Annotated in this window: 26 protein-coding genes and 2 pseudogenes; 20 read left to right on the forward strand and 8 right to left on the reverse strand. The window is 72.7% G+C overall.

Annotated elements, in window-relative coordinates:
- Window positions 1–215 precede the first annotated feature (215 nt).
- From ACFVWU_RS28395 to ACFVWU_RS28420, 6 genes and pseudogenes are all read left to right on the forward strand, one after another.
- Entirely contained in the window at window positions 216–1,193 is a 978-nt protein-coding gene (locus tag ACFVWU_RS28395) for a molybdopterin-binding protein (RefSeq protein WP_387626200.1), read from the forward strand.
- 105 nt (window positions 1,194–1,298) lie between these two features.
- Window positions 1,299–2,262 (forward strand): annotated as a pseudogene (locus ACFVWU_RS28400) (saccharopine dehydrogenase family protein); the annotation flags it as partial.
- 226 nt (window positions 2,263–2,488) lie between these two features.
- A complete protein-coding gene (locus ACFVWU_RS28405; protein WP_387626202.1) occupies window positions 2,489–3,067 on the forward strand; it encodes a hypothetical protein in 579 nt (192 codons plus the stop codon).
- Between the two features lie 50 nt (window positions 3,068–3,117).
- Window positions 3,118–3,870 carry a DUF72 domain-containing protein gene (locus ACFVWU_RS28410; RefSeq protein ID WP_387626204.1) on the forward strand — a complete coding sequence of 251 codons (753 nt, stop codon included), beginning with the start codon at window positions 3,118–3,120 and terminating at the stop codon, window positions 3,868–3,870.
- A gap of 10 nt (window positions 3,871–3,880) precedes the next feature.
- Window positions 3,881–4,165, forward strand: a complete 285-nt coding sequence (locus tag ACFVWU_RS28415) for an acylphosphatase (protein ID WP_387626205.1) — start codon at window positions 3,881–3,883, stop codon at window positions 4,163–4,165.
- Between the two features lie 884 nt (window positions 4,166–5,049).
- Window positions 5,050–5,658: a hypothetical protein gene (locus ACFVWU_RS28420; RefSeq protein WP_387626207.1), complete on the forward strand. Its 609-nt coding sequence runs from the start codon at window positions 5,050–5,052 to the stop codon at window positions 5,656–5,658.
- Window positions 5,659–5,862: 204 nt separating this feature from the next.
- Here ACFVWU_RS28420 and ACFVWU_RS28425 read toward each other — a convergent pair whose 3' ends face one another.
- Together ACFVWU_RS28425 and ACFVWU_RS28430 are read right to left on the reverse strand one after the other, a co-directional pair.
- Window positions 5,863–6,543: a response regulator gene (locus ACFVWU_RS28425; protein WP_387626209.1), complete on the reverse strand. Its 681-nt coding sequence runs from the start codon at window positions 6,541–6,543 to the stop codon at window positions 5,863–5,865.
- Window positions 6,540–7,298: a sensor histidine kinase gene (locus ACFVWU_RS28430; protein WP_387626211.1), complete on the reverse strand. Its 759-nt coding sequence runs from the start codon at window positions 7,296–7,298 to the stop codon at window positions 6,540–6,542. The genes ACFVWU_RS28425 and ACFVWU_RS28430 overlap by 4 nt, the downstream gene beginning before the upstream one ends.
- On the opposite strand from ACFVWU_RS28430, the gene ACFVWU_RS28435 reads away from it, so the two are divergent.
- From ACFVWU_RS28435 to ACFVWU_RS28445, 3 genes are read left to right on the forward strand one after another with little or no spacing between them, the layout of a single operon-like run.
- Window positions 7,288–7,485 carry a hypothetical protein gene (locus ACFVWU_RS28435; protein WP_387626213.1) on the forward strand — a complete coding sequence of 66 codons (198 nt, stop codon included), beginning with the start codon at window positions 7,288–7,290 and terminating at the stop codon, window positions 7,483–7,485. The genes ACFVWU_RS28430 and ACFVWU_RS28435 overlap by 11 nt on opposite strands.
- A complete protein-coding gene (locus ACFVWU_RS28440; protein ID WP_387626215.1) occupies window positions 7,482–8,405 on the forward strand; it encodes an ABC transporter ATP-binding protein in 924 nt (307 codons plus the stop codon). Before ACFVWU_RS28435 ends, ACFVWU_RS28440 begins: the two co-directional genes overlap by 4 nt.
- 32 nt (window positions 8,406–8,437) lie before the next feature.
- Entirely contained in the window at window positions 8,438–8,599 is a 162-nt protein-coding gene (locus ACFVWU_RS28445) for a hypothetical protein (protein ID WP_387626217.1), read from the forward strand.
- Here the strand turns inward: ACFVWU_RS28445 and ACFVWU_RS28450 are convergent.
- Window positions 8,557–8,886 (reverse strand): annotated as a pseudogene (locus tag ACFVWU_RS28450) (hypothetical protein); the annotation flags it as partial. The gene ACFVWU_RS28445 and the pseudogene ACFVWU_RS28450 overlap by 43 nt on opposite strands.
- A 1-nt stretch (window position 8,887) precedes the next feature.
- On the opposite strand from ACFVWU_RS28450, the gene ACFVWU_RS28455 reads away from it, so the two are divergent.
- Window positions 8,888–9,097: an FCD domain-containing protein gene (locus ACFVWU_RS28455; RefSeq protein WP_387626219.1), complete on the forward strand. Its 210-nt coding sequence runs from the start codon at window positions 8,888–8,890 to the stop codon at window positions 9,095–9,097.
- A 171-nt stretch (window positions 9,098–9,268) separates the two neighbouring features.
- Entirely contained in the window at window positions 9,269–10,411 is a 1,143-nt protein-coding gene (locus tag ACFVWU_RS28460) for a globin domain-containing protein (protein ID WP_387626221.1), read from the forward strand.
- Between the two features lie 714 nt (window positions 10,412–11,125).
- Here the strand turns inward: ACFVWU_RS28460 and ACFVWU_RS28465 are convergent.
- The 4 genes from ACFVWU_RS28465 to ACFVWU_RS28480 all read right to left on the reverse strand — a co-directional run bounded on the left by ACFVWU_RS28465 (window position 11,126) and on the right by ACFVWU_RS28480 (window position 14,212).
- Entirely contained in the window at window positions 11,126–11,986 is an 861-nt protein-coding gene (locus ACFVWU_RS28465; protein WP_387626223.1) for a biotin-dependent carboxyltransferase family protein, read from the reverse strand.
- Window positions 11,987–12,054: 68 nt separating this feature from the next.
- Window positions 12,055–12,672, reverse strand: a complete 618-nt coding sequence (locus tag ACFVWU_RS28470) for an allophanate hydrolase subunit 1 (RefSeq protein ID WP_387626225.1) — start codon at window positions 12,670–12,672, stop codon at window positions 12,055–12,057.
- Entirely contained in the window at window positions 12,669–13,430 is a 762-nt protein-coding gene (locus tag ACFVWU_RS28475; protein WP_387626288.1) for a LamB/YcsF family protein, read from the reverse strand. Before ACFVWU_RS28475 ends, ACFVWU_RS28470 begins: the two co-directional genes overlap by 4 nt.
- Before the next feature lie 38 nt (window positions 13,431–13,468).
- On the reverse strand, window positions 13,469–14,212 hold the full coding sequence (locus ACFVWU_RS28480) for a GntR family transcriptional regulator (RefSeq protein WP_387626227.1): 744 nt from the start codon (window positions 14,210–14,212) through the stop codon (window positions 13,469–13,471).
- A 194-nt stretch (window positions 14,213–14,406) separates the two neighbouring features.
- Between ACFVWU_RS28480 and ACFVWU_RS28485 the strand changes: the two genes are divergently transcribed.
- From ACFVWU_RS28485 to ACFVWU_RS28515, 7 genes are all read left to right on the forward strand, one after another.
- The gene (locus tag ACFVWU_RS28485; RefSeq protein ID WP_387626229.1) at window positions 14,407–15,138 is read left to right on the forward strand and encodes a DUF969 domain-containing protein; all 732 of its coding nucleotides are present in this window, start codon (window positions 14,407–14,409) and stop codon (window positions 15,136–15,138) included.
- Complete coding sequence (locus tag ACFVWU_RS28490; RefSeq protein WP_387626231.1) at window positions 15,135–16,103, forward strand: DUF979 domain-containing protein; 969 nt, start codon at window positions 15,135–15,137, stop codon at window positions 16,101–16,103. The genes ACFVWU_RS28485 and ACFVWU_RS28490 overlap by 4 nt, the downstream gene beginning before the upstream one ends.
- A 74-nt stretch (window positions 16,104–16,177) precedes the next feature.
- Entirely contained in the window at window positions 16,178–16,819 is a 642-nt protein-coding gene (gene pcp / locus ACFVWU_RS28495) for a pyroglutamyl-peptidase I (RefSeq protein WP_387626233.1), read from the forward strand.
- Window positions 16,820–17,289: 470 nt separating this feature from the next.
- The gene (locus ACFVWU_RS28500; RefSeq protein WP_387626235.1) at window positions 17,290–18,573 is read left to right on the forward strand and encodes an alkaline phosphatase family protein; all 1,284 of its coding nucleotides are present in this window, start codon (window positions 17,290–17,292) and stop codon (window positions 18,571–18,573) included.
- Between the two features lie 675 nt (window positions 18,574–19,248).
- On the forward strand, window positions 19,249–19,608 hold the full coding sequence (locus ACFVWU_RS28505; RefSeq protein WP_387626237.1) for a rhodanese-like domain-containing protein: 360 nt from the start codon (window positions 19,249–19,251) through the stop codon (window positions 19,606–19,608).
- Entirely contained in the window at window positions 19,605–20,354 is a 750-nt protein-coding gene (locus ACFVWU_RS28510) for a sulfite exporter TauE/SafE family protein (RefSeq protein WP_387626239.1), read from the forward strand. The genes ACFVWU_RS28505 and ACFVWU_RS28510 overlap by 4 nt, the downstream gene beginning before the upstream one ends.
- A 196-nt stretch (window positions 20,355–20,550) precedes the next feature.
- Window positions 20,551–20,766, forward strand: coding sequence for a rhodanese-like domain-containing protein (locus ACFVWU_RS28515; protein WP_387626290.1), 216 nt, complete (start codon window positions 20,551–20,553; stop codon window positions 20,764–20,766).
- Between the two features lie 272 nt (window positions 20,767–21,038).
- On the opposite strand, the gene ACFVWU_RS28520 is transcribed toward ACFVWU_RS28515, so the two are convergent.
- Window positions 21,039–22,259, reverse strand: a complete 1,221-nt coding sequence (locus ACFVWU_RS28520) for an MFS transporter (RefSeq protein ID WP_387626241.1) — start codon at window positions 22,257–22,259, stop codon at window positions 21,039–21,041.
- 54 nt (window positions 22,260–22,313) lie between these two features.
- Here ACFVWU_RS28520 and ACFVWU_RS28525 point away from each other — a divergent pair, with 54 nt between their 5' ends.
- Both ACFVWU_RS28525 and ACFVWU_RS28530 read left to right on the forward strand, forming a co-directional pair.
- The gene (locus tag ACFVWU_RS28525; RefSeq protein WP_387626243.1) at window positions 22,314–23,078 is read left to right on the forward strand and encodes an AraC family transcriptional regulator; all 765 of its coding nucleotides are present in this window, start codon (window positions 22,314–22,316) and stop codon (window positions 23,076–23,078) included.
- Window positions 23,079–23,117: 39 nt separating this feature from the next.
- Window positions 23,118–23,864, forward strand: a complete 747-nt coding sequence (locus ACFVWU_RS28530) for an SOS response-associated peptidase (RefSeq protein WP_387626244.1) — start codon at window positions 23,118–23,120, stop codon at window positions 23,862–23,864.
- Window positions 23,865–23,886 lie beyond the last annotated feature (22 nt).

Below are 23,886 nucleotides of genomic sequence, written 5' to 3' on the forward strand. Positions count from 1 at the left end.
CCAAGCACACCTGCTCGAACTCCTCAGCATTGACGAAACCCGACCCCGCTGGCTGGAGACCTAAAACCCCATGTGCGAAGTCCGGGACTAGCCGGTCGTCGTTCGCAGCGGGTGCGCGGTCGGCGTGCGCCACCGACCGCCGTTCCGACCGCCGTTCGCAATCCGTGAGGACGCCGCAGCACCTCCCGGCGGGCTCGGCGCGCTTCGATGGACGGGTGGATTCCAAGCCCTCCGGTGCCCTGCGCCGCCTCGGTCGTCGGCTCGACCGTCAGCTCGACCGCCCGCTCCCTCCCCCGCCCGCGTTCCTGCGGCGCGGCCCGTTCCGCGACGGCGTGTTCACCTCGCCCTTGCACGAGCCGCGCACCGCCGTCGTGCTCGGCCGGTGGCTCGGGGCAGCCCTGCTGATCTGCTTCCTGACCGGCCTGACCAGCCGCCTCCTCCAGGACCGGCCGCACTGGCCGACGACGTGGCTGCCCTCCCGCCCGGTGAACGGGTACCGGATCACCCAGGGCCTGCACGTGATCAGCGGCACCGCCGCGATCCCGCTGACCGGCGCCAAGCTGTGGACGGTCCACCCCCGGCTGTTCGCCTGGCCGCCGGCCCGCACGGTGCCGCACGCGCTGGAGCGGCTGGGCATCGCGGTGCTGGTGGCGGCCGTACTGCTGGCGCTGTTCACCGGGCTGCCGAACACCCTCCAGTGGTGCCCCTGGCCGTTCCCGTTCCGTCAGACGCACTTCTGGCCGGCCTGGCCGGCAACCGGCGGTCTGCTGCTCCACCTGGCCGCCAAGGCACCGCTCATCGACCGGCACTGGCGCGGGGAGCGGGCCCCGGCAGTGGCCGGACGCCGGGGCTTCCTGGTCGCCGTCGGGGCGGCCGTCGGCGCGGTGACGCTCACCACGGCCGGGCAGACCGCGCCCTGGCTCCGGGCGGTGGACCTGCTGGCCCCGCGCCGCCCGGGCCCGGGTCCGGGCGGTCTGCCGGTCAGCCGTACGGCCGCCCAGGCCAGGACGGTCACCGTGCCCGCCGACTGGCGGCTGGTGGTCGACGGCCCACGGCTGTTCCGCCTCACCCTTGCCGAGCTTCCCGAACTCCCGCAGTGCGAGGCCGAGTTGACGATCGCCTGCGTGGAGGGCTGGAGCGTGAGCGCCCGGTGGGGCGGAGTCCGGGTGACCGACCTGCCGAGCGGTGGCTGAGGTCGAACCCGTACCTCGTCGGTACCCACAAGCCGGGCTCCGTTGACAGTGCCACGACAGGCTCCTAGCGTGACGCAGTCGATTACCCGCGAGTAGGGATTGTTGATGGCCGAGCCCCGCCCGTACGGCCTCGTCCTGTTCGGTGCCACCGGGTTCACTGGCGGGCTCACCGCCGGGTACCTGGCCCGAAGCGTGCCCGAGGGCTGCCGCTGGGCACTCGCCGGGCGGGACGAGCGCAGGCTCGCCGCCGTCCGGGCGAGGCTGGCGCGGATCGACCCGCGCTGCGCCGAGCTCCCGCTGCTGGTGGCGGACGCCGCGGACCGCGGGGCGTTGCGTGACGTGGCCGGCTCGGCCCGGGTGGTGGTGTCCACGGTCGGCCCGTACCTGCGGCACGGCGAGCCGCTGGTGGCGGCCTGCGCGGACACCGGCACCGACTACGTGGACCTCACCGGCGAGCCGGAGTTCGCCGACCGGATGTACCGCCGCCACCACGAGCGGGCGGTGGCCACCGGCGCCCGGCTGGTGCACGCCTGCGGCTTCGACTCGGTGCCGCACGACCTCGGCGTGCTGTTCACCGTCGAGGAACTGTTGCGCCGCGGCGGCCCGGCTCTTCGCCGAGGGCTTCGTCCGTGCCGGCGGCACCATCTCGGGCGGCACCTTCGCCTCGGCCATGACGGCCTTCTCCCGACCGCGGGCGACGGCCCGGGCGGCCCGGGCACGCCGTGCGGTCGAGCCCGGGCCGGAGGGACGGCTGGTCCGCACCCCCGCCGGCCGACCGCACCGGTCCCGGGCGGCCCGCGCCTGGGCGGTACCGATGCCCTCGATCGACCCACAGGTGGTGTCCCGTTCGACCGCCGCACTGGACGAGTACGGCCCGGACTTCGGCTACGCCCACTACGCGGCGGTGCGACGGCTGCCGGTCGCCCTCGGCGGAGTCGCCGCGGTGGCGGCGCTCGCCCTCGCCGCCCAGCTCCCGCTGCTGCGCCGCGCCCTGGGACGGCTGCGCAGGCCCGGCGCCGGACCGAGCGAGGCGCAGCGGGCCCGGTCCTGGTTCGCCGTCCGGTTCGTGGCCCGGGCGCAGGACGGCCGAACGGCGGAGCGGGCCTGAACCTGCTCCACGTGGTGATCGGGGTCTTCCTGAAGGATCCCTACCCCCGCTATTACACGGGGAGCAGCGCTCCGGCGTTCAAGCCACCCCGGTCGTAACACATGCCGCCCCCTGGATCCTCGCCCTGATCTGCGCCTCCCTCGGCCGGTGGACGCCGGCCCGGCTGCTGGTCCTGCTGGGAATCCTCGTGCGGATCGGCGCCGCGCCGGCGTTCGCCCCCGCCCGGCTCGGCGACGAACGGTTCGACGGGACCCCGCTCTTCCTGCTGGTGGTGCCGTTCGGGATCGTGGCCGGCATCGTGCTGCTTCTCGCCCCGCCCGACGCCGTCGACCTCTCGCCACGAGGCCGCAACGAGACCGTGCTCACCGCCCTCGCCCTCGCGGTGCCGCTGAGCGCCTTTGCCGTCCTCCGGAACCAGTATCCCTTCACCTCCTACGTGCCCCGCGCCTTGAGCGACCTCGAGCACACCGTCGCCTGGCCGGTCGCGGTGCTGAGCCTCGCCCTGCTGCTCCACCTCGGCGCCCGGCGCCCCGACCGTCTGCGCACCGTGGGCATCGCGCTGGCAGCCCTCCCCCGGGCAGCCATCATCCCCACGATCTCCTACCGCGTGATCACCCCGCCCTACCTCTGGATACGCTCGATCCGCTACTACCTTCCGGGCAACATCCGGGTCGTCCTCGTCGTCCTCACCGCCGCCACCCTGCTGGCCGCCCTCCGCCACGTCCTCCGCCGCTCCCGCCGCACCGACCCACCCGGGCCTGCGTGACCGGGAGACCATCGAGGGCCCGGTCCGGCAGATGGGTGTTTGCTGGAGGTATGCCGTTGATCGTCGGTACCTCGGGTTGGCAGTACGACGACTGGCGCGGGGTGCTCTACCGGGAGGGGACGCCCAAGCGGCGCTGGCTGGAGGAGTACGCCGAGCGGTTCGCCACGGTGGAGAGCAATGCAGCCTTCTACCGCCTGCCCTCGCCGGACACCTTCGCCGACTGGCACGCCCGCACCCCCGAGGGTTTCGTGTTCGCGGTGAAGGCCAGCCGCTACCTCACCCACATCAAGCGCCTGCACGAGCCCGCCGAGCCGGTCCAGCGGCTGCTCGCGGCGGCACAAGGGCTCGGGGAGCGGCTCGGCCCGGTGCTGCTCCAGCTGCCGCCCACGCTGCACGCGGACGCCGAGCTGCTGGACGGCTGTCTGGCCGCCTTCCCGGCGGGCGTGCGGGTCGCCGTCGAGCCGCGGCACCCGTCCTGGTGGACGCCGGAGATCCGTGCGGTGCTGACCGGCCGGGCCGCCGCACTGTGCTGGGCGGACCGGGAGTCCCACCCGGTCACCCCGCTGTGGCGGACCTGCGCATGGGGCTATCTGCGCTGCCACGCCGGTCGGGCTCGGCCCCGGCCACGGTACGGCCGGCAGGCGCTGGCCGGCTGGGTGGGCCGAATCGCCGACAGCTGGGCGGACTCGGCCGACGTTCACGTGTACTTCAACAACGACCTGGGCGGTGCGGCGGTGCTCGACGCCAGCGCGTTCGCGGCGGCCGCCACGCGGGCGGGCCGTACCGTGACCCGGACACCGTAGGGAGTGGACGATGATCCGCAGCCGAGTGATCGTCTCCGGCGAGGTGCAGGGGGTTTTCTACCGCGACACCTGCCGTCACGAAGCAACCGCGCACGGCGTGCGGGGCTGGGTGCGGAACCTGCCGGACGGCACCGTCGAGGCCGTGTTCGAGGGGAATCCGGCCGCCGTCCAGCGCCTGGTCGAGTGGACCAGGCAGGGGCCGCCACTGGCCATCGTGGACCGGGTCCTCGTCCGGGAAGAACAGCCCGAGGGCCTGACGGGCTTCGAGATCCGCGCAACGCCCTGGCACGGCTGAGCGCCCTCCGGAGGTCGGAGACCGGCGCTTCTGCGCCGCGACCACCCGCTCCACCGCCGTAACCCGCGCCCCCGCCGCCGCGCTCGCCTACACCACCTCGACCCGCCCGCCGGCACCGCCGCGGGTCGCCCTCGCCGGCCCGGCCCGCTGACGCCCACGAACCCCTTGGAGGACGCCGTGTCCGAGGCCACCGCCTTCGGCCACGCGGACGCGATGATCGAGAAAGCCTGGGGACGCCCGATCGCCGAACTGGAGAAGGCCGCACCCCGTCTACCCGTCGAGGACCCGATGCTGCGCTCGGCCGTGCACCACCGGTCCCACCTCGTCGTCGTCTCCAACTCCGCTGCCTTGCACCAGGAACGGCTACACGCCCTCGCCCGGCCCGGTCACGTCCCCGCCTTCTACGACCTCGACCAACCTAGGCCAGGCAGCGAGATGGCTCGCCACCGATCTCGGTGGCGGCCAGGTCCGCCGCTGGACCTCCTGGCACCGCTGGACCACCCTGGCCATGCTCGCGCAGGCCTTCCTCGCGGTCACGGCCGCCATCGAACGGACTGGTACGACGCCACCGCCAGGGCTCACCCCGCTGACGCGCAGCAAGATCCGACGCCTCTTCACGGCATTCACCACCCAGCCCGCCCGCGGCCTCGCACACCGACTCCGTTGGTCGGACTGGCGACGACGACACCAAGTCCGCGCCCGCACCAGCCACTACCGGCGACAGGCCGCCCAACAGCCGTGATCAAGATCTACAGCTGGAGTATCGGACTGGCGCACTGCCGTTATTCGTGCGCTGCCGTATTCCAGTGGCGGCCACCGACGGGAAGCCTCCAGATCCTCTGAAACCGCCCCTGACTGTCAGTCCGGAGCAGCACCATTGGTCCATGACCGCACTCAGCTCCGTTGAGCGTCTCGCCGACCACGTCCGGACCGTCCTCGGTGATGGCCCGTTCCCCCCGCCCGGTGGTTGGACCCACATGGGCGTGGTGATCTGCGATGCCAGCTTCCAAGCGCGACGCAAGTACGAGCTGCAGATCCGGCCACGGCTCCTCCAGCTCGGAGCAGCGTGGCCCGACGCTGCCACGGTCCGTGGCTTCCAGGCGCGACTCACTACGGAAGATCTCGCCGTCGCCATGAACTTCAACAGCCCCCGTAGGGTCGCGACAGCCCACGACATCACCGATCTACTTGCTGCCAACGGAGTTGATACCCGCGATGACCTACATGCATGGCTCGGAGACCAGGCCAACCGAGTCGCCCTTCGGGAGGTGAAGGGCGTGGGGCCGAAGACCGTGGATTATATCGGCAATCTCGTCGGCCGCTCGCACGTCGCCGTGGATATACATCTACGCACGTTTGCCGCGGAGGCCGGCATCTCGAACCTCGGTTACGAGGAATTGCGAGCCGTGTATGAGGGGACCGCCGCCGCCCTCGGTCACGATCGTGGCGGACTGGAGCACGCCGTTTGGCGGTTCAAATCGCAGACCCCCTAACCGCATTGATCGGATACCCTGACCGGATTGTCAGCGTGCCGAAGCAGATAGGGCGAGGTCACACCAGCCAACCGGTTCATACGCCATACGCCCCAGCCCTCTCACAGCACCCCAACCCCGACGGCGGAACCCGCGCACCGCCACCCGCCTGGCCGTTTCACACTCATGCGCCATCACCTGGTGGATGGGGATCATCCGCTGGTGCTATCGGCTGCTGCGCCATTGATCCGCGCTGCCCGACATGAGGTGGGACTCCCAGGCCCAGGCGGTGATCTCGCTGCGGTTGCGGGCTCCGAGTTTGTTCTGGATCGCGGCGAGGTGGCCCTTCACAGTACTGACGGAGATGAAGAGGGCGGCGGCGATCTCCTGGTTGGTGCGCCCCCGGGCGACGGCGCGGACAACGTCGGTTTCCCGGTCGGTGAGCGGGGGGTTGGGCTGACGCGCGGAGGAGGTCTTGGTGCGGGCGAGGTCGCGGAGCAGGCGCAGGGTGATCGACGGGGAGATCAGGGCGTCCCCGACGCTGGCGGCCCGCACGGCGGCGGTGAACAGGGTGGGGTCGCCGTCTTTGAGGACAAATCCGAGGGCTCCGGCCTGGAGGGCGCCGTAGACGTACTCGTCGAGTCCGAAGGTGGTGACGATGACGACCCGCAGCGGGTCGGCGATGCCCGGGCCGGCGAGTGCGCGGGTGACGTCGATGCCGTCGAGGAGGGGCATGCGGATGTCGACGAGGCAGACGTCGGGCCGCAGTTGGCGGGCGAGGGCGACGGCCTCGGCACCGTCGCGCGCTTCCGCGACGACGGTGATGTCGGGCTCGTCCTCCAGGATGAGACGCAGGCTGGTGCGGATCATGGCCTGGTCGTCGGCGACCAGCACGCTGATGCTCATCGGTGGTCTCCGGCTTGCAGGGGCACAGTGGCGCGGACCGACCAACCGGCACCGGGCCGCGGACCGGCGTCGAGCGTACCGCCCAGTGCCTCGACGCGCTCGCGCATGCCGACCAGGCCGTAGCCGCCGCGCGGGGAGGAGCGGATCGGGGGGTGCGGCGGAGCATCGTCACCGATCTCGACGGTGATGTCCGTACGGTCCTGGGCGATGGTGACGGTGGCCGCGCGGGCTCCGCGGGCATGGCGGGCGATGTTGGTCAGGGATTCCTGAACGACCCGGTACACGGTGGCGGTGACCACGGGTGGCCAGGTCGGAGCCCCGGTGGGCAGCCGGAGGTCGACGGCCGGTCCGTGCTCCTCGAACCGGCGGACCAGGTCGATCAGTTGCTCCGGCCCCGCGGTGACGGCAACGCCGTCCTCCGCGTCGCGGAGCAGTGCGACCACCCGTCGCATGGCATCCATGGCGTGGGTGCCCGAGCGCTCGATGTCCGCCAGGGCGGCGCCGAGGTGGTCGGGCTGCTTGCGGAGCATGATCTGGGCGGCATGGGTGTGCATCACGATTCCGGACACGTGGTGGGCGACGACATCGTGCAACTCCCGCGCCAGGGCCAGGCGTTCGTCTCTCCGCACCGCCTCGACGGTGGCCTGGCGGCGATGCTCCAGGAAGCGTAGGACGAGCCCCGTTCCGAGGCCGACCAACCAGCCCTGGACGCCCACGTGGAACGAGCCGACGGCAGCTGAGGTGGTGACGGGCACGCCCTTCGAAGCCATCGGCGAGTACCCGGCCGGTGCCTGGTTCCACGGCGTCATGTTCGACGCCAGGCAGCGGGGAATCACCCCGACCGGCGGCGAGGCCGTCCTCAGCATCGCCTTCCTGCTGCTCATGGCGCTCGCCGCCCTCGTGATGACCCAGCTCGTGCTCACCAGGAGGAGCCCGTCATGACCGCGCCCAACGTGACCATCACCGATCTGACCGTCACCTTCCGGCGCGGACAGGTCCGCGCCCTCGACGGCATCAATCTCCGCCTGCCCACCGGCATGGTCGGTCTGCTCGGCCCCAACGGAGCCGGCAAGACCACCTTCATGCGGGTCCTGACCGGGGCGCTGCTGCCGACCTCGGGCACCGTCGCGGTGGACGGCACCGAGCTCACGTCGCGCAGCCAGCGTCGAGAGGTCAAGGCCACCACCGGCTACCTCCCCCAGGAGCTCGGCCTGTACCCGGACTTGACGGCCAGCCAGTTCCTCGACTACATGGCGCTGCTCAAGGGCATCACCGACCGGCGCGCCCGCCGCGCCCGCGTCAAGGAGGTCCTCGAACTGGTCTCGCTCAGCGATGTCGCCAACCGGAAGGTGAAGGGCTACTCGGGCGGCATGAAGCGCCGCGTGGGCATCGCCCAGGCCATCCTGAACGACCCCCGGCTGCTGATCGTCGACGAACCCACCGTGGGACTGGACCCCGAGGAGCGGCTGCGGTTCCGCAGCCTGCTCGCCAGGCTGGCCGGCGACCGGACGGTGCTGCTCTCCACCCACATCGTCGACGACATCGTGCAGACCTGCCCGAACGTCGTGGTGATCGAGCGCGGGCACGTCGCCTTCCAGGGCGCCATCGGCGACCTCGCCACCCGTGCCGAGGACATGGTGTGGCACCTCACCCAGCCGGCCACCGCCGTGCCGCCCACCCTGCCCACCGTCAACGTCACACCCAGCATGACCGGCACCACCTACCGGGTCATCAGTTCCGGTGCGCCCGCCCCGGACGCGGAACGCGTCAGCGCCACCGTCGAGGACGGCTACATCGCCCTGATGCACGACACCGCCCCGGAGCGGGCCCAGCACCCCGGCCCCAACCTCCGCGCCGTCTGACCCAATTCCCGTCAACACCCAAGGACCAGCAGATGCCCCACCAGCCACTCACCGCCGTCCTGGCCGCCGCCGACACCACCGGCTTCCACCCCGGCCCCGCCTTCTTCGCGTTCTGGATCCTCATCATCGGCGCCATCATCGGCGGTCCCATCTACGTCGTCCACCTGATGCGCAACCGCCGCAACCGCCGTTGAGCACGCCTGAGCACACGGCGGTCGGCGCCTCCACGCTCCGACTGTGCGACCAGGTCTCCTCCGCGCGCTTGGGCCACCGCCACGCTGCCGGAGGCGGTGATGGCCTGGCGGTAGGTGCGGTCCACGACGTCGTCGGCGCCGAACACGCCCTCGATGTTGGTCCGGGTCGAGGGGGACTCGACCTTGAGGTAGCCCTCGGCGTCGAGGTCCAGCCGACCCTTGAACAGCTCGGTGCGCGAGTCGTGGCCGATCGCGATGAACAGACCGGCGACGTCCAGCTCCGCCAGGATGCGCCTCAACGACCTGCTCAGCGCCATCCCGATGCTGGACCGCAACATCGAGCAGGCCGCCGAGCAGCACCGGGCGATGGTCCGGGCCATCCTCTCCGGCGACGACGACGCCGCGCGCCGCGCCACCGAGGACCACCTCGCCGCCACGGCCGCACTCCTCCGGGGCTTCCTGGCGTACCCTCCGGCCGCGAATTCCGGGATGCCATAAGTCGACGGAAATGATTATCCGCCAGTACTTTCCGCCGCGCATCGAAATGATCATTCGACTTCGTTATCCGATTCACAAACACTTCACAGAATTCGGGTTGTCAGCCCGATCGCAAGCATGTGCAAGATGATGCCCGTTTGCCACCCGTGATCGCCCTGGAGAGTATTCGCCGTGAGCTTCCGCACCACCGATGCCGGCCTGTCCGACCGGGACATCGCCCTGGTCAAAGCCAGTGTGGCCGTGGTGGAGCCGCATGTCGCGGATCTCCCGAGGTACTTCTACGACAAGCTGTTCCGCCGCTATCCGGGAGTGCGTGAACTTTTCCCGCCGAACCTGGACGTCCAGCACGACAAGCTGGTGCGGGCACTACTGCTCATTGTCGATCTTGTCGACGATCCGGCGTATCTGGCGCGTTTCTGTGCGGATCTCGGGCGGGACCACCGGAAGTTCGGAACGTTGAGCGCCCATTACCCGGCGGTCGGCGAAAGCCTGCTCGCCACCCTCGAACACTTCGCCGGCCCGGCCTGGACGCCGGACATCGCCGCCGCCTGGACCCGGGCCTACACCACCGTCGCGGACGCCATGGACCAGGCCGCCACGGCCGACGCCGAGGTACGGCCGGCGGTGTGGGAGGCGCGGATCGTCCGACACGTCCGACGCGGCCCGGACCTGGCGGAGATCACCGTGCGGACCGACCAGCCGTACCGGTTCACCGGCGGCCAGTTCGTCAGCCTGGAGACCCCGTGGTTCCCGAAGATCTGGCGCTACTACTCACCCGCCAACGCCGCCCGGCCCGACGGCACCCTCACCTTCTACGTCCGAGCTGTCCCCGGCGGCGTCATCAGCAACCTGCTGGTGTTCCGGGCGGAGGTCGGCGACGCCCTCCGGCTCGGCAGGCCGCTCGGGGACCTGGCGATCGATCCGGCCTCGACCCGGGACGTGGTGTGCGTCGCCGGCGGCACCGGGATCGCGCCGATCCGCGCGCTGATCGAACAGGCCGTCCTGGACGGGGCGGAACGCCGGGTCGAACTCTTCGCAGTCGCCCGCACCGGCGATGCGCTGCACGCGGCGGAGGACCTCCTGCGGCTGTCCGAACGGCACCACTGGCTCAGCGTCCGGGCCGTCCTCACCGACGCCGACCGCCCGCTGCCCGAGTTGCTGGCGCAGTGCGGGCCGTGGCCCCGGCACGATGCCTACCTGTGCGGGCCCGGCCCGATGATCATCGACTCCGCCCGGGTTCTGCACCGCGGGGGCGTCCCGGTCGAACGCATCCACCACGACCCCTTCGTCCGGCCCGACCTGTTCCAGGCGTAGGAACCGGCTGGCGCCCTCCCCGCCCGACACCAAAGGACCGCCGGTGGGCGGACCGGTCGGATGACCGGGCCACACACCGGCGGTGTCGTTCAGTGGGAAGGATCAGTCGTCCGTCTCGTCGTACCGGCCGTGGCCGAGGCGGCGCAGGTCGAAGGGCCAGATGCCGCGCCCGAAGGTGGCGGCGTAGAGCTTGCCGTCGGGGCCGAGCTTGAGCTGCTGCACCGAGGTGGCGGGCAGGTTGCGGCCGAGGACGTGCCAGTCGGTGGTGCCGGGGGCGCGGTAGAAGGCGGCGAGGTCGGCGCCCAGGGCCAGGCCGTCGTTCGGCAGGATGTGCGCGGGTCAGGACGACCAGGCCGGGTCTACCCGCCGGTGCGGGTGCCGTGATGCCACCCTGCGTCAACGCGGTGCCTCATGCCCGCGTCCGGCCGAGGAGGAGCACGGCACGTGGACCTTCGCAGTCGGCATCCCCTCACTCAGCGGCCGCAGGCGCACCGTGCGCCGCGGCGGCTTCGAGGACGCGTGGACCGCCGGAGCCGGCGGTGGGTGCGCACGGCAGGTTCGGCGCAGGCACCCTCGAACAGGGCGCGCCCGGCCGATCGCTCTCCGATGGAACGATCTCACCAAGGGCTGATGACCGGCCGGTTCGTCCCGTCAAAGGGCTGGCGGATGGCTCCACATGGGCGGACGGACTGCCCGTGCGCGGCGGCGGGGCCGTCAGCGCAGCCGGACGGGGGCGAAGCGGACCGGGGTCCCGGGGGTGGCCTGGGCAGCGGCGGGGAGGGCGGCGGTGGGGACCACGCCGATGACGGGGTAGCCGCCGGTGGTCGGGTGGTCGGCGAGGAAGACCACCGGGCGGCCGTCGGGCGGCACCTGGACGGCGCCCAGGACCATGCCCTCACTGGGCAGTTCACCCTCGCGGGCGCGCTCCAGCGGCGGGCCGTCCAGGCGTAGGCCGATCCGGTTGCTGGTCGTCGAGACGTGGTAGTCGGAGCGCGCGAGGGCGCCGAGGGCCCCGGCGGTGAACCAGTCGTCGCGCGGGCCGAGCATGAGCGGGAGGACCAGCCGGGCGGGCGGGGCGGCCCAGGGCAGCACGTCCACCCCGGCCGACGGGCCGACCGGCTCGCCGAGCGGCAGGCGGTCCCCGGCGGACAGCGGCGCGGGGCCCAGTCCGGAGAGCAGGTCGGTCGAACGGCTGCCGAGGACCGGGTCGGTGGCGATGCCGCCCGCGAAGGCGAGGTAGCTGCGCACCCCCCAGGTCGCGGAGCCGACGTCGAGCCGCGCCCCGGCGGGCAGCCGGACCGGGGCGCCCCAGGCGGCGGGCCGACCGTCGACCCGTACGGCGCAGGGCGCCCCGGTCACGGCGACCGTCACCGGCCGGTGCACCCGGAGCGCGCAGCCGAGCACCGTGGTCTCCAGGGCGGCCGCCCCGGCGGGGTTACCGACCAGCCGGTTGGCCAGCCGGTGTGCCGACCGGTCGAGCGCACCGGAGCGCGGCACGCCCAGGTGGGCGTGGCCCGGTCGGCCGAGGTCCTGGACGGTCGTCAACAGGCCCGCGCTGATGACGGTGACGGTCACGGCTCCCCCGGGAACGTCCTCTCCTGTCACGGCTTCTCCGCTCGCGGCTTCGGACACGGCTCCCCCGATCATGCTTCCTCGATGACGAACCGCACCCGCGTCCCCGGGACGAACAGGGCGGCGGGCTCGCGCGCGGCGTCCCACAGCGCGGCCTCGGTGCGACCGATCAGCTGCCAACCGCCCGGGGACGAGCGCGGGTAGACGCCGGTGTACGGTCCGGCCAGGGCCACCGAACCGGCCGGCACGGCGCTGCGGGGCACTGCCCGCCGCGGGACGTGGTACCGGTCGGCGAGGCCGGTGAGGTAGCCGAAGCCGGGGGCGAACCCGCTGAAGGCGACGCGGAATTCGGTCGCGGAGTGGATGCGCGCGACGGCGTCCTGCGCGACGCCCCAGAGCACGGCGACCTCCGAGAGGTCCGCGCCGTCGTAGCGGACCGGGACGGTCACCACCGGGCCGGTCCGCTCCGGGGCGGGCGGCACGCGCCAGGTGGCGAGTTCGGCGGCCAGGGCGCGCGGGTCCGCCACCCCGTCGAGCAGCACGGTCCGCTCGGCCGGGACGATCTCCTCCACCGGCGGCAGCCCGGACACCGCGCGCCTGCGCAGGATTTCGGCGTGGAAGGCGGCGGTCCGGTCGGCGTCGGCGAGCTCGACCAGCAGGGCGTGCGGGCCGACCCGCAGCACTCTCATGCGAACGCCTCGACGCGCACCCCGGCCGCTCGCAGCGCCGTCCGGACGCGGCGGGCGAGGTCCGCGGCCCCGGGGGTGTCACCGTGCAGGCACAGCGAGCGGGCGCGCAGCCGGATCCGCTCGCCGGTGTGTGCGGTGAGCAGGCCGTCGCGGGCGATGCCGACCGAGCGGCGGACCACGGCGTCGGGGTCGTGGACGAGCGCGCCCGGTTCCCGGCGGGAGAGCAGCGTGCCCTCCGGGGTGTAGGCGCGGTCGCCGAACGCCTCGGCGACCACCGGCAGTCCGGCCCGTTGGGCCGCCTCGTGCAGTCGCGAGCCGGGCAGCCCGAGCACCGGCGGCGCCGGCGTTCCGGGGAGGGCCAGGCGCACGCCGCGGACCACCGCCGCGGCCTGTTCCTCGTCGTGCACCGTGCGGTTGTAGAGCGCGCCGTGCGGTTTGACGTAGGCGACCTCGACGCCGGCTGCCTGCGCGAACACCTTCAACGCCGCTATCTGGTAGGCGATTTCGTCGACCAGCTCGTCCGGGGGGACGTCCATCGCCCGCCGCCCGAAGCCGGCCAGGTCCCGGTAGGAGACCTGCGCGCCGATCCGCACCCCGCGCTCGGCGGCCAGGGCGCACACCCGCCGCATGGTGGACGGGTCCCCGGCGTGGAAGCCGCAGGCGACATTGGCGCTGGTGACCACCGACAGCAGGGCGGCGTCGTCGGTGAGCGTCCAGCGGCCGAAGCCCTCGCCGAGATCGGCGTTCAGGTCGATCACCGGCTCCAGCGCGGCCGCCGTCCCCGCCCGGCCGCCCGTCACTGCCGGTCTCCCGGGAGGTGCCCGGCTCCCGCGACGTCCTCGGTTCCCGGGGCCTGCCCGCGCTCCGCCATGGCGCGGACGATCACCGCGCGCGCGTCGTCCAGGTACCTGGTCAACTCGACCTCGGCGTCGTCGATCTCGCCGGACTCCAGCAGCCCCGCGAGGGCCTGGTTGCGTCGCAGGAACGGTTCGTGCAGCGCGCGTGCGGAGGGGACGGCGGCGAAGGCCAGGCGCAGTTCCGCCATCAGCCGCGTCATGCACTCGTCGATCCGCCCGCTGCCGGCCAGCCCGGCGACGGCCTGGTGGAAGTGCAGGTCCGCGGTGCCGACGGCGGCCCAGTCGCCCAGCAACTCGGCTGCCTCCGCCCGCGCGAGCGCGGCCCGCACCGCGGCCAGCCGTTCCGGCGCCGCGCTGTGCAGCGCGCGCACGCCGGCCATCTCCAGGGCCAGGCGCAGCGTGTAGATGTCGGCGACGTCCGCCGGTTCGAGGATCCGGACGAACACCCCGCGATTGAGCTCGTGGACGACCAGGCGCTGGTCGGCCAGCTGCCGGAACGCCTCGCGGAGCGTGTTGCGCGACACCGCGAGCGCGTCGCCCAACGCCTCCTCCGACAGGCGCGTTCCGGGGGCGAGCCGGCCCTCGGTGATGTGCTCGCGCAGCACCTCGGCCACCCGCTGGGCGGCACTGGCCCGTTCGAGCCGGCCCCGGTCGGCCGCGAGTGCGTCGAAAACCCCGGTCAAGTCCTGCCTCCTACCGCCCCACGTTCCGTCAAAAGCGGAATCATCCTGAACTCTTGTCGGATTGTTCCACAATCCCCTAGCCTCTCGGCAATCCCCCGCGAGGTCGCGGCCCACCAGGCCGGAACCTCCCGCGCCTGTGGCGTCACAGATGACCGCCTACACCGCGTGGACCCCTCCGAAAGGCGGCCAGGAACATGATCGTTCTTGTCGGCATCCTCATCGTGGTGGCCGGATTCGCCACCCGGCGAAATCCGCTCCTCGTTGTCGGCGCCGCCGGCGTCGTCACCGGCCTGCTGGGCGGACTCAGCCCGGTGAAGGTCCTGGAGACGTTCGGGACGGGCTTCGCCTCCAGCCGCTCGGTGACGCTCTTCGCCGTCACCCTGCCGGTCATCGGCCTCCTGGAGCGCCACGGCCTGCAGGACCAGGCCCGCACCCTGATGAACCGGCTCGCGAAGGTCAGCGCCGGCCGCCTGCTCGCGTGCTACCTGGTGATCCGGCAGCTCGCCGCCGCCCTCGGGCTCACCGCGCTCGGCGGACATCCCCAGGCGGTGCGGCCGATGATCGTGCCGATGGCGGAGGCCGCCGCCCAGCGCCGCCACGGCACCCTGACCGAGAAGGCCCGCGAACATCTGCGCTCCTTCGCCGCGAGCGCCGACAACGTCGGCCTGTTCTTCGGCGAGGACTGCTTCCTCGCCATCGGCTCGATCCTCCTGATCACCGGCTTCGTCAACGCGACCTACCACACCAGCCTGGAGCCGGTGCAGCTCGCCCTGTGGGCCATCCCCACCGCGATCTGCGCCACCCTCATCCACGGCGTGCGCCTGCTGCGCCTGGACACCACCCTCGCCCGGGACCTGCCCGCCGCGTCCGGCACCCTCACCGCCCCCCGCCCCGCCGGCACCGTCACCGTGGAGGACAGCAAGTGATCAAGGTCGAATGGCTGTACTGGCTCGTCGGCGCCGTCTTCCTCGCGATGGCCGTGCAGATGGCAGCCGACCGCAGCAACCCCAAGCGGCTCGGCAGCGCCGCCTTCTGGGGTCTGTTCGGCGCGAGCTTCGTCTACGGCACGTGGGTCGCCGACAAGAGCGCGCCCGCCGCACCCCTGGGTGCGGCCGTCCTCGCCATGATCTGCCTGGGCGGCCTCGGCTTCACCGGCCGCGGCAGGCCCACGACCACCACCCCCGAACAGCGGGCCGCCTCCGCCGCCCGTCTCGGCAGCCGACTGTTCATCCCGGCACTCACCCTGCCGCTGGTCGCGCTGACCTGCGCCACCCTCCTCAAGGACGTACACCTCGGCGGCGGCCTGCTGCTCCAGTCCGGCAGCGAGGCCCTGCTCGGGCTCGGCATCGGCACGCTCGTCGCCCTGGCCGTCGGCCTCGCCCTCACCCGCGAGCGCAACCCCGTCGTCGCCCTGCACGCCGGCCGCACGCTGGTGGAGGCCATGGGCTGGTCACTGCTGCTGCCCCAACTCCTCGCCGTGCTCGGCTCGATCTTCCAGCGCACCGGTGTCGGCACCCAGGTCGGCAGGATCACCACCCACTTCCTCCCCGACGGCAACACGTACGCGGCGGTGGCGCTCTACTGCCTCGGCATGGCCCTGTTCACCGTCGTCATGGGCAACGCCTTCGCCGCCTTCCCCGTCATGACCGCCGCCATCGGCTGGCCCGTCCTGATCACCCAGCTGCACGGCAACCCGGCCGTCATCCTGGCCGTGGGCATGCTGGCCGGCTTCTGCGGCACCCTCGCCACCCCGATGGCCGCCAACTTCAACCTGGTCCCGGCCACCCTGCTCGAACTCAAGGACCAGTACGGGCCGATCAAGGCCCAACTGCCCACGGCAGGCGCTCTGTTGGTGTGCAACATCGCCATCATGTCGCTGTTCGCGTTCTGACCACCCGTATTCCGGCCACTGCCGTTCCAGCCACCCGCATTCCGAACACCCCACCAGAAAGGCCCTGCCCGCCCATGACCCGGGTCCTGCTCACCGGCTTCGAACCGTTCGACGGCGCCACCCTCAACCCGTCCTGGGAGGTCGCCCGCCTCGTCGCCGACGAGCCGCCCAAGGGGCTGGAGGTCACCCCCGTCCGGCTGAGCTGCGTCTTCGGGCGGGCGGCCGAGGAACTGCGCACGGCGGTGCACGGCAGCGACCCTGACGTCGTGGTCTGCCTCGGCCAGGCGACCGGCCGCCCCGACATCAGCATCGAGCGCATCGCCGTCAACATCGACGACGCGCGTATCCCGGACAACGCGGGCCGACAGCCGATAGACCGGCCCGTCGTCCCGGGCGGCCCCGCCGCCTACTTCGCCACCCTGCCGGTCAAGGCGTGCGTGGCCGCCGTCCGGGAGGCCGGCCTGCCGTCCTCCCTGTCCCACAGCGCCGGGACGTTCGTCTGCAATCACGTCTTCTACGCCCTGATGCACCTGCTCGCCACCGAACGCCCCGCCGCCCGCGGCGGCTTCGTCCACGTGCCCGCCCTGCCCGAACAGGTCCTCGACCGGGCCCAGCCCTCCCTGCCCGCCGCCACGGCGGCCCACGCCCTGCGCGCCCTGCTCACCGCCTCGACCCGCCCCACCGACCTGCGCACCCCGGAGGGGACCACCCACTGACGCGCCGAGCGACGGCCACGCCCCCACCCCGGACAAGGAGCAGCCGCCGCCCGTCCACGCCCGCATCCCTCCCGGCACCCGGGGCCCCACTACTCATGACGCCGACCACCCGCAACTCCCCCAGTCAGCACAGGAGTAGACGCAACCTGTCGGTCCGCCCGCCTCGCCGCCATCCTCGCCGAGACCGGCGCTCCGGCCACCGCCTCGGTCACCCAGGCCTTCGCCACCGACACCGCCGGCCCGCACCACGAGCCTCTGAGTGAAGTCCCGGTGAACAGCGGCGGCCCGCCGGTCGAGCAAAGGCAGACTGCTAGCCAACTCTTGTGCGGAACCATGATTTTCCATGCAGGTTCGAACTACGGTCCTCCCTGCCACGAGCCGTACGGCGATCCCTCGGGCGCGCCGAGCCATCCCCTGGCCGGGTGCCACCAACGGCTCCGGAATCCGCTCCACTCCCCAGGGAAGGCCCCATGAACCGACTCCTGGCCCATGGCCGCCGCTTCGGCGCGCTGCTGGCCACCGCGCTCGCCGCCGCCAGCGTAGTGGCCGGGCCGACCACCAGCGCCCACGCCTCCACCGCGCTGCCGACGCCTGACCACGTGGTCATCGTGATGATGGAGAACGAGGACTACACCTCCATCATCGGCAACACCGCCCAGGCGCCCTACATCAACTCGCTGGCGCAGCAAGGCGCGTCGTTCAGCGACTCGCACGGGGTGTGGCACCCGAGCCTGCCGAACTACTACGCCCTGCTCTCCGGCTCCACCCAGGGCCTGACCAACAGCACACCCCCGCCGGTCGGCTCGATCAACGCCGACAACCTGCCCAACGAGCTGGCCCAGCACGGCTACAGCTTCGGCGACTACTCGGACGAGGCGACCCCGGCCGCCTGGCTGCGCTTCGCCGACCTGCCCGGCACCGCCACCGCGCCGAACCCGCTCGACAAGTGGCTGCACTGCCCGTCCCCGACCGCCGGCCAGGACTGCGGCTTCCCGACCGACCCGACGGGGTACGCCGCACTGCCGACGGTCACCTTCGTGCACGGCAACCAGTACGAGTCGATGCACGACGGAAACATCCTGGAGGGCGACACCTGGGTCAAGAAGACCCTCGGCGGATACGCGGCCTGGGCGAAGACCCACAACAGCCTGCTGGTCGTCACCTGGGACGAGGACGAGTTCACCCCGGCGAACCACATGCCCACCGTCTTCTACGGCGCCGACGTCAAGCCCGGCAGCTACGGCGAGACGATCAACCACTACAACGTCCTGCGCACCGTCGAGGACATGTACGGCCTGCCGTACCTGGCCAACTCCGCCGCTGCCGCCCCGATTTCCGACGCGTGGGGCTCGACCACCTTCGGCACCGGCCGCGGCCCCGGCCCGGTCGGCGGCTACAACAACTGGTGCCTGGACGACAAGGGCGGCTCAACGGCCGACTTCAACCCCGTCGAGCTCTACCCCTGCACCGGCAAGGCCAACCAGTCCTGGACCATGCCCGGCGACGGTACCGTCCAGGTCTTCGGCAAGTGCCTCGATGTCCTGCACAGCGGCACCACCGACAGCACCCCCGTCCAGCTCTACCACTGCAACGGCGGCGGCGCCCAGCAGTGGATCGCCCAGGCCGACGGCACCCTGATGAACCCCCAGTCCGGCAAGTGCCTGGACGACCCCGGATCCAGCCTCGCAAGCCCCCAGCTGATCATCTGGGACTGCAAGGCCTCGGCCAACCAGATCTGGCGCCTCCCCGCCTGATCCTGGCAACCCAGGAGCCACTGTCAGGAGAGTTGCGTGGTGGCCCGCCCCGCGAACAGGAGCGGGCCCCCTGCGAGTTGCGCCCCCGACGCACGCCCCGCCGACGACGGTCAGGCCGCGTGCCGTGGCGTCGGCGAGGTATTCGTCGACATCCCGGCGCGGGTCGACGATCACGGCCTGGCCGGTGGTCTCGTCGGCGATCAGGTAGGAGGCCTGGGAGAGGCAGTCTAGGTACTACTGGCTGAAGATCACGGGATTGTCTCCTCGTCGGGGTCTGGCGGGCTGACTACACACTGAAGCTTACCCCCGGGGGTATCTAATCCGACCGGGCCGAGGCAGGCGCGGCCGGCCAGGCAACCCCTCCTGGGCAGCGCCTGGCGCCGGGCGTGGTCACGGATGCCGTGACACCTCCACCGGTATATCCACCAGCATGCGACCTCCAGGGCCGATACGGGCCGGGGCATCGACGAACAATTTCGATAATACCCCCGGGGGTACTATGGTGGGCGTCGAGGGGAAACCGGCCGCCGCCGGACCGGGCACCAGCTCGTACGGGCGGAGCCGAGGAGAGGCCCGCGCCACCGCCACCGCCCGTACGGGCTCAGCGACGCGAAGATCGCGGCACCCCCGACGCGCCGGACCGCAGCGGTCCGGCCCGCACCACTGGAGAAACGCATGCCCCAGCTGCCGCCCGCCCCCGGGCAGACCACACCCGTCCAGGCCCATGAACTGGCCCGCACCGGCGCCGCCGTGCTGCTCGACGTCCGCGAGGCCGCCGAGTACAGCGCCGGACACGCCCCCGGCGCCCTGCACCTGCCGCTGATCGGCCTGGCCGCCGGAGTCGAGCTGCCGCCCGAGGCCGCCGACCGGACCGTCCTCGCGATCTGCCGCTCCGGCAACCGCTCCCAGCGCGCGGCCGAACTGCTCGCCGCGCGCGGCGCCGAGGTGCTGAACGTCGCCGGGGGCATGGGCGCCTGGGCACAGGCGGGCCTGCCGGTCACCACGCCGCACGGCGGCACCGGGCGCGTCATATGACCACGCTGATCCTGGCGCTCGCCGCCGGCGCTGTGGTCGGACTGGCACTCGGCGGGCTCGGTGGCGGCGGCAGCATGCTGGCCGTACCCGCCCTGGTCTACCTGCTCGGCTTCTCCCCGGCGCTGGCCACCACGGCGAGCCTGGTGATCGTCGCGGCCACCTCACTGACCGGGCTGCTCGCCCACGCCCGGGCCGGACGGGTGCGCTGGCGCACCGGCGCGCTGTTCGCCGCCGCCGGACTACCCGCCGCCGCGGCCGCCGGGGCGCTGTCCGCCCACCTACCGGGCACGCTGCTGACCGGCGCCTTCGCGGTGCTGGCGGCGCTCGCGGCCTGGCGGATGCTGGTGCCGCCCAAGGCGGAACAGCAGGAACGATCCGCCGCCGGACCTGGCCGCTCCACGGCGGCCGGCGCCGGACTCGGCGCGGTCACCGGACTGCTCGGCGTCGGCGGCGGCTTCCTCGCCGTGCCCGCCCTGGTCTCGGTGCTGGCCTTCACCATGGCCGAGGCGGTCGGCACCAGCCTGCTGGTCATCACCGCCAACTCCCTCGCCGCCCTGCTCCCCCGCCTCGGTGCGACCGGCTCGATCGACTGGGCCGTCGCCGCGCCCTTCACCGGCGCCGCGATCCTCGGCGCCTGGGACGGCAAACGGCTCGCCGACAAGCTCAGCGGACGCACGCTCCAGCGGGCCTTCGCGATCGCCCTGCTCGCCGTCGCCGTCCTGATGCTGGTCACCACCCTGAGCTGACCGGCTCTCCCGTCCCCTTCCACTTCCCCGGCCAGGGCCGCCCGGTCGCGCCGGTACCCCATCCCGAGAGGACCCCCGCTCCCATGACCACGTCGCTGACCGTCGAGCAGCTCAAGCCCCGCCTCGGACAACTCACCCTCATCGACGTCCGCTCCCCGGCGAGTACGCCGGCGGCCACATCCCCGGCGCCCTGAACATCCCGCTCGACCAGCTCCAGCGCGCCCTGCCCGCACTGCGCTCCGCCGCCGGGAAGACCGAGCTCGCCGTGGTCTGCGCCGCCGGACAGCGCGCCCAGACCGCCTGCCGGCAGCTCGCCGAGGCAGGAATCACCGCCCTGGCGGTCACCGGCGGAACCAACGCCTGGACGGGCGCGGGCCACATCGTCGCGCCGGAGCCGGAGCCCGCGAGCTGAGCAGCCGTGCGGCGGGCGGCGTCCAGATCGCGGTCGGCGATCACCAGCTCCCGGCCGCCGGGGAGCCCGGCGACGACCCGGGCGGCGACGCGGCCCATCCCACCAGCTCCGCCGAGGGCGAGCACCTTCATCGTCGTCATCCCTTCCGCTGGTTGATCGAGGTCAGGACCGTCTGCATCGCGTCGTACTCCGGCCCCAGCCATTGATCTATCGTTTTATGAACGACCGTAGCACTAATGAACCATATGCGGTGGCGCCCAAACCCCCGGTGGTCACCGCCCGGCTGCGGCGGGCACCGCCTCCTCCTCCGGTGCGGCGGGCTCCGGCAGGGTGCGGAACAGCGCCCAGCTCAGCACCGGCATCGCCACCAGCGGCAGCAGCGCCGTCCGCAGCGAGGTCGCGTCCGCGAGGGCGCCGATCAGCGGGCTGACCAGGCCGCCGACACTGACTGTCAGCCCGAGCGTGATCCCGCTCGCGGTGCCGATCCGGCTGGGCAGGTAGTCCTGCCCGAGCGTGACCTGCAGCGAGAACGGCACGTACAGGCCCGCCGAGGTGAGCGCCACGAACAGGTACAGCGCCGGGCCCGGCACCAGCAGCACCCCGGCCACTGCCACCGCCCCGACCAGGTACGACCAGCGCGCGACCGCGACCCGGCCCCACCGGTCCGCCAACGCGCCGCCCAGCACCGAGCCCACCGCGCCGCCCGTGTACAGCACCACCAGCGCGGCGGTGCCGGCCGCCGTGCCGCCGCCGAGGCGCTGGGTGGCGAACAGGGAAAGGAAGGTGCTCAGGCCGACGAAGGCGATCGAGCGGCACACCACGGCCAGCGACAGCTTCACGAAGGAGGCCCGGTCGTCTCGGCCCACCTTCCGCACCGCGCCCGCCCCGGCGACCCGCCGCCGCGCGAGCTCGCGCAGCACCGGCAGGCACAGCGCGGCGCCCGCCAGGGCCGGCAGCGCGAGCAGCGGGGTCAGTCGCAGCCCGCCGGCCTCGACCACCACGGCGACCAGCAGTGGCGCCGCCGCGAAGCCCAGGTTGCCGCCCAGCGAGAACCAGGCCATCCCCCGGTGCCCGGCCCCCTGCCCGACCGAGCGGGCCACCCGCGCCGACTCCGGGTGGTACGCGGCCACCCCGACGCCGGACAGCGCCACACAGGCCAGCGTCGGCCCGTACGAGCCGCCCACCCCGCTGAGCCCGATGCCCGCGCCGGCCAGCAGCGTGCTGACCGGCAGCAGCCAGGGCAGTGGCCACCGGTCGGTGAGCGCCCCGAACAGCGGCTGCGCCACCGAGGACAGCAACGAGGCGGCCAGCACCACACCGGACACGGCGGCGTATCCGTAGCCGCGCTCGGCCACCAGGAAGGGCACCAGGGCGGCCACCGCGCCCTGGTAGACGTCCACGCAGGCGTGTCCGACGGACAGCAGCGTGATCGCCGAGTTGTACGGCGATACGGTCGGCTTCCCCGACTGGTTTTCTGACGGTAGTTTCAGCACCCCGCCATGCTGGAGTCCGCACCCCTTGTCGGACTTCCGATAATCTGCCAGCCAATGTCGAAGATCCGCCACGATCCCGTCGCACCGACCCGCGCCCAGCTGCTGCCCTCCGGCACCGGGATCGACGCCCACCGCCACGACGACCACCAGATCGCCTACGCCGCCCGGGGCGTGGTCGCGATCACCACCGACGCCGGCTCCTGGGTCGCCCCCGGCCACCGCGCGCTCTGGATCCCGGCCGGCACCATCCACTCCCACCAGGCGCACGGCGAACTCGAACTCCACCTCGTCGGCCTGCCCGCCACCGAGAACCCGCTCGCCCTCGACCGGCCCACCGTCCTCGCCGTCGGCCCACTGCTGCGCGAACTGATCGTCGCCTACACCCGCGCTCCCGAGGACGACGGCCCCGAACGCGCCCGGCTGCGCGCCGTCCTGCTCGACCAGCTGCGCGCCTCACCCCAGCAGCCGCTGCACCTGCCCACCCCGACCACGCCCCTGCTCCGGTCACTGTGCGAGCTGCTGCACGCCGATCCCGCCGACCGCCGCACCCTCGCCGAACTCGGCCGGGCCGTCGGCGCCAGCGACCGCACGCTCTCCCGGCTGTTCCGCGCCGACCTGGGGATGACCTTCCCCCAGTGGCGCACCCAGCTGCGGCTGCACCACGCGTTGGTGCTGCTCGCCGAGGGGCAGCCGGTCACCGCCGTCGCGCACCGCTGCGGCTGGGCCTCCGCCAGCGCCTTCATCGACGTCTTCCGCCGCACCTTCGGCCACACCCCGGGCCACGGCGGCCACACCCCGGGCGGCCACCCGGCGCGCTGAAAGCTCCGGTTGTCCGTGCCGGGTGGCAGGCTTGGGGGCATGTGCGGCCGCTTCGTCTCCACCACCACACCCCAGGACCTCGTCTCGCTGCTCGGAGAGCTCCGCTGGGACCCGGCCGAAACCTTCGCGCCGAGCTGGAACGTCGCCCCCACCGACCCGATCCCGGCCGTGCTGGAACGCCTCGACCGGGACACCGGCGAGCTGCTGCGCCAACTGCGCCCGCTGCGCTGGGGCCTCGTCCCTTCCTGGTCCAAGGACCCGTCCGGCGGCGCCCGGATGATCAACGCCCGCTCCGAGACCGTCGACACCAAGCCCGCCTTCCGCAAGGCCTTCGCCTCCCGCCGCTGTGTCATCCCCGCCGACGGCTACTTCGAGTGGCGCGAGGTCCCCGCCACCGCCGACCGCAAGAAGTACAAGCAGCCGTACTTCCTCAGCACCGGCGGCGTGATGCTGATGGCCGGCCTCTACGAGTTCTGGCGCGACCGCACCCGCGCCGACGACGACCCGCTCGCCTGGCTCGCCACCGCCACCATCATCACCACCGACGCCACCGACTCGGCCGGCCGCGTCCACGACCGGATGCCGCTCACCATCGCCCCCGACGACGTGCCCGTCTGGCTCTCCCCCACCCACACCGACCCCGCCGAGCTCCACCACCTGCTGCGCCGCCCCGCCGACGGCGCCCTGCGGGTGCGCGCCGTCCCACCCACCGTCAACAGCGTGCGCGCGCCCAACGGCCCGCAGCTGCTCGACACCGCCCCCGATCCGCTGGGCCTGGCCGACTGACTCCCCTTCAGGGATTCCACTG

The organism is Kitasatospora sp. NPDC058190, from assembly GCF_042883685.1.
GTDB lineage: Bacteria > Actinomycetota > Actinomycetes > Streptomycetales > Streptomycetaceae > Kitasatospora.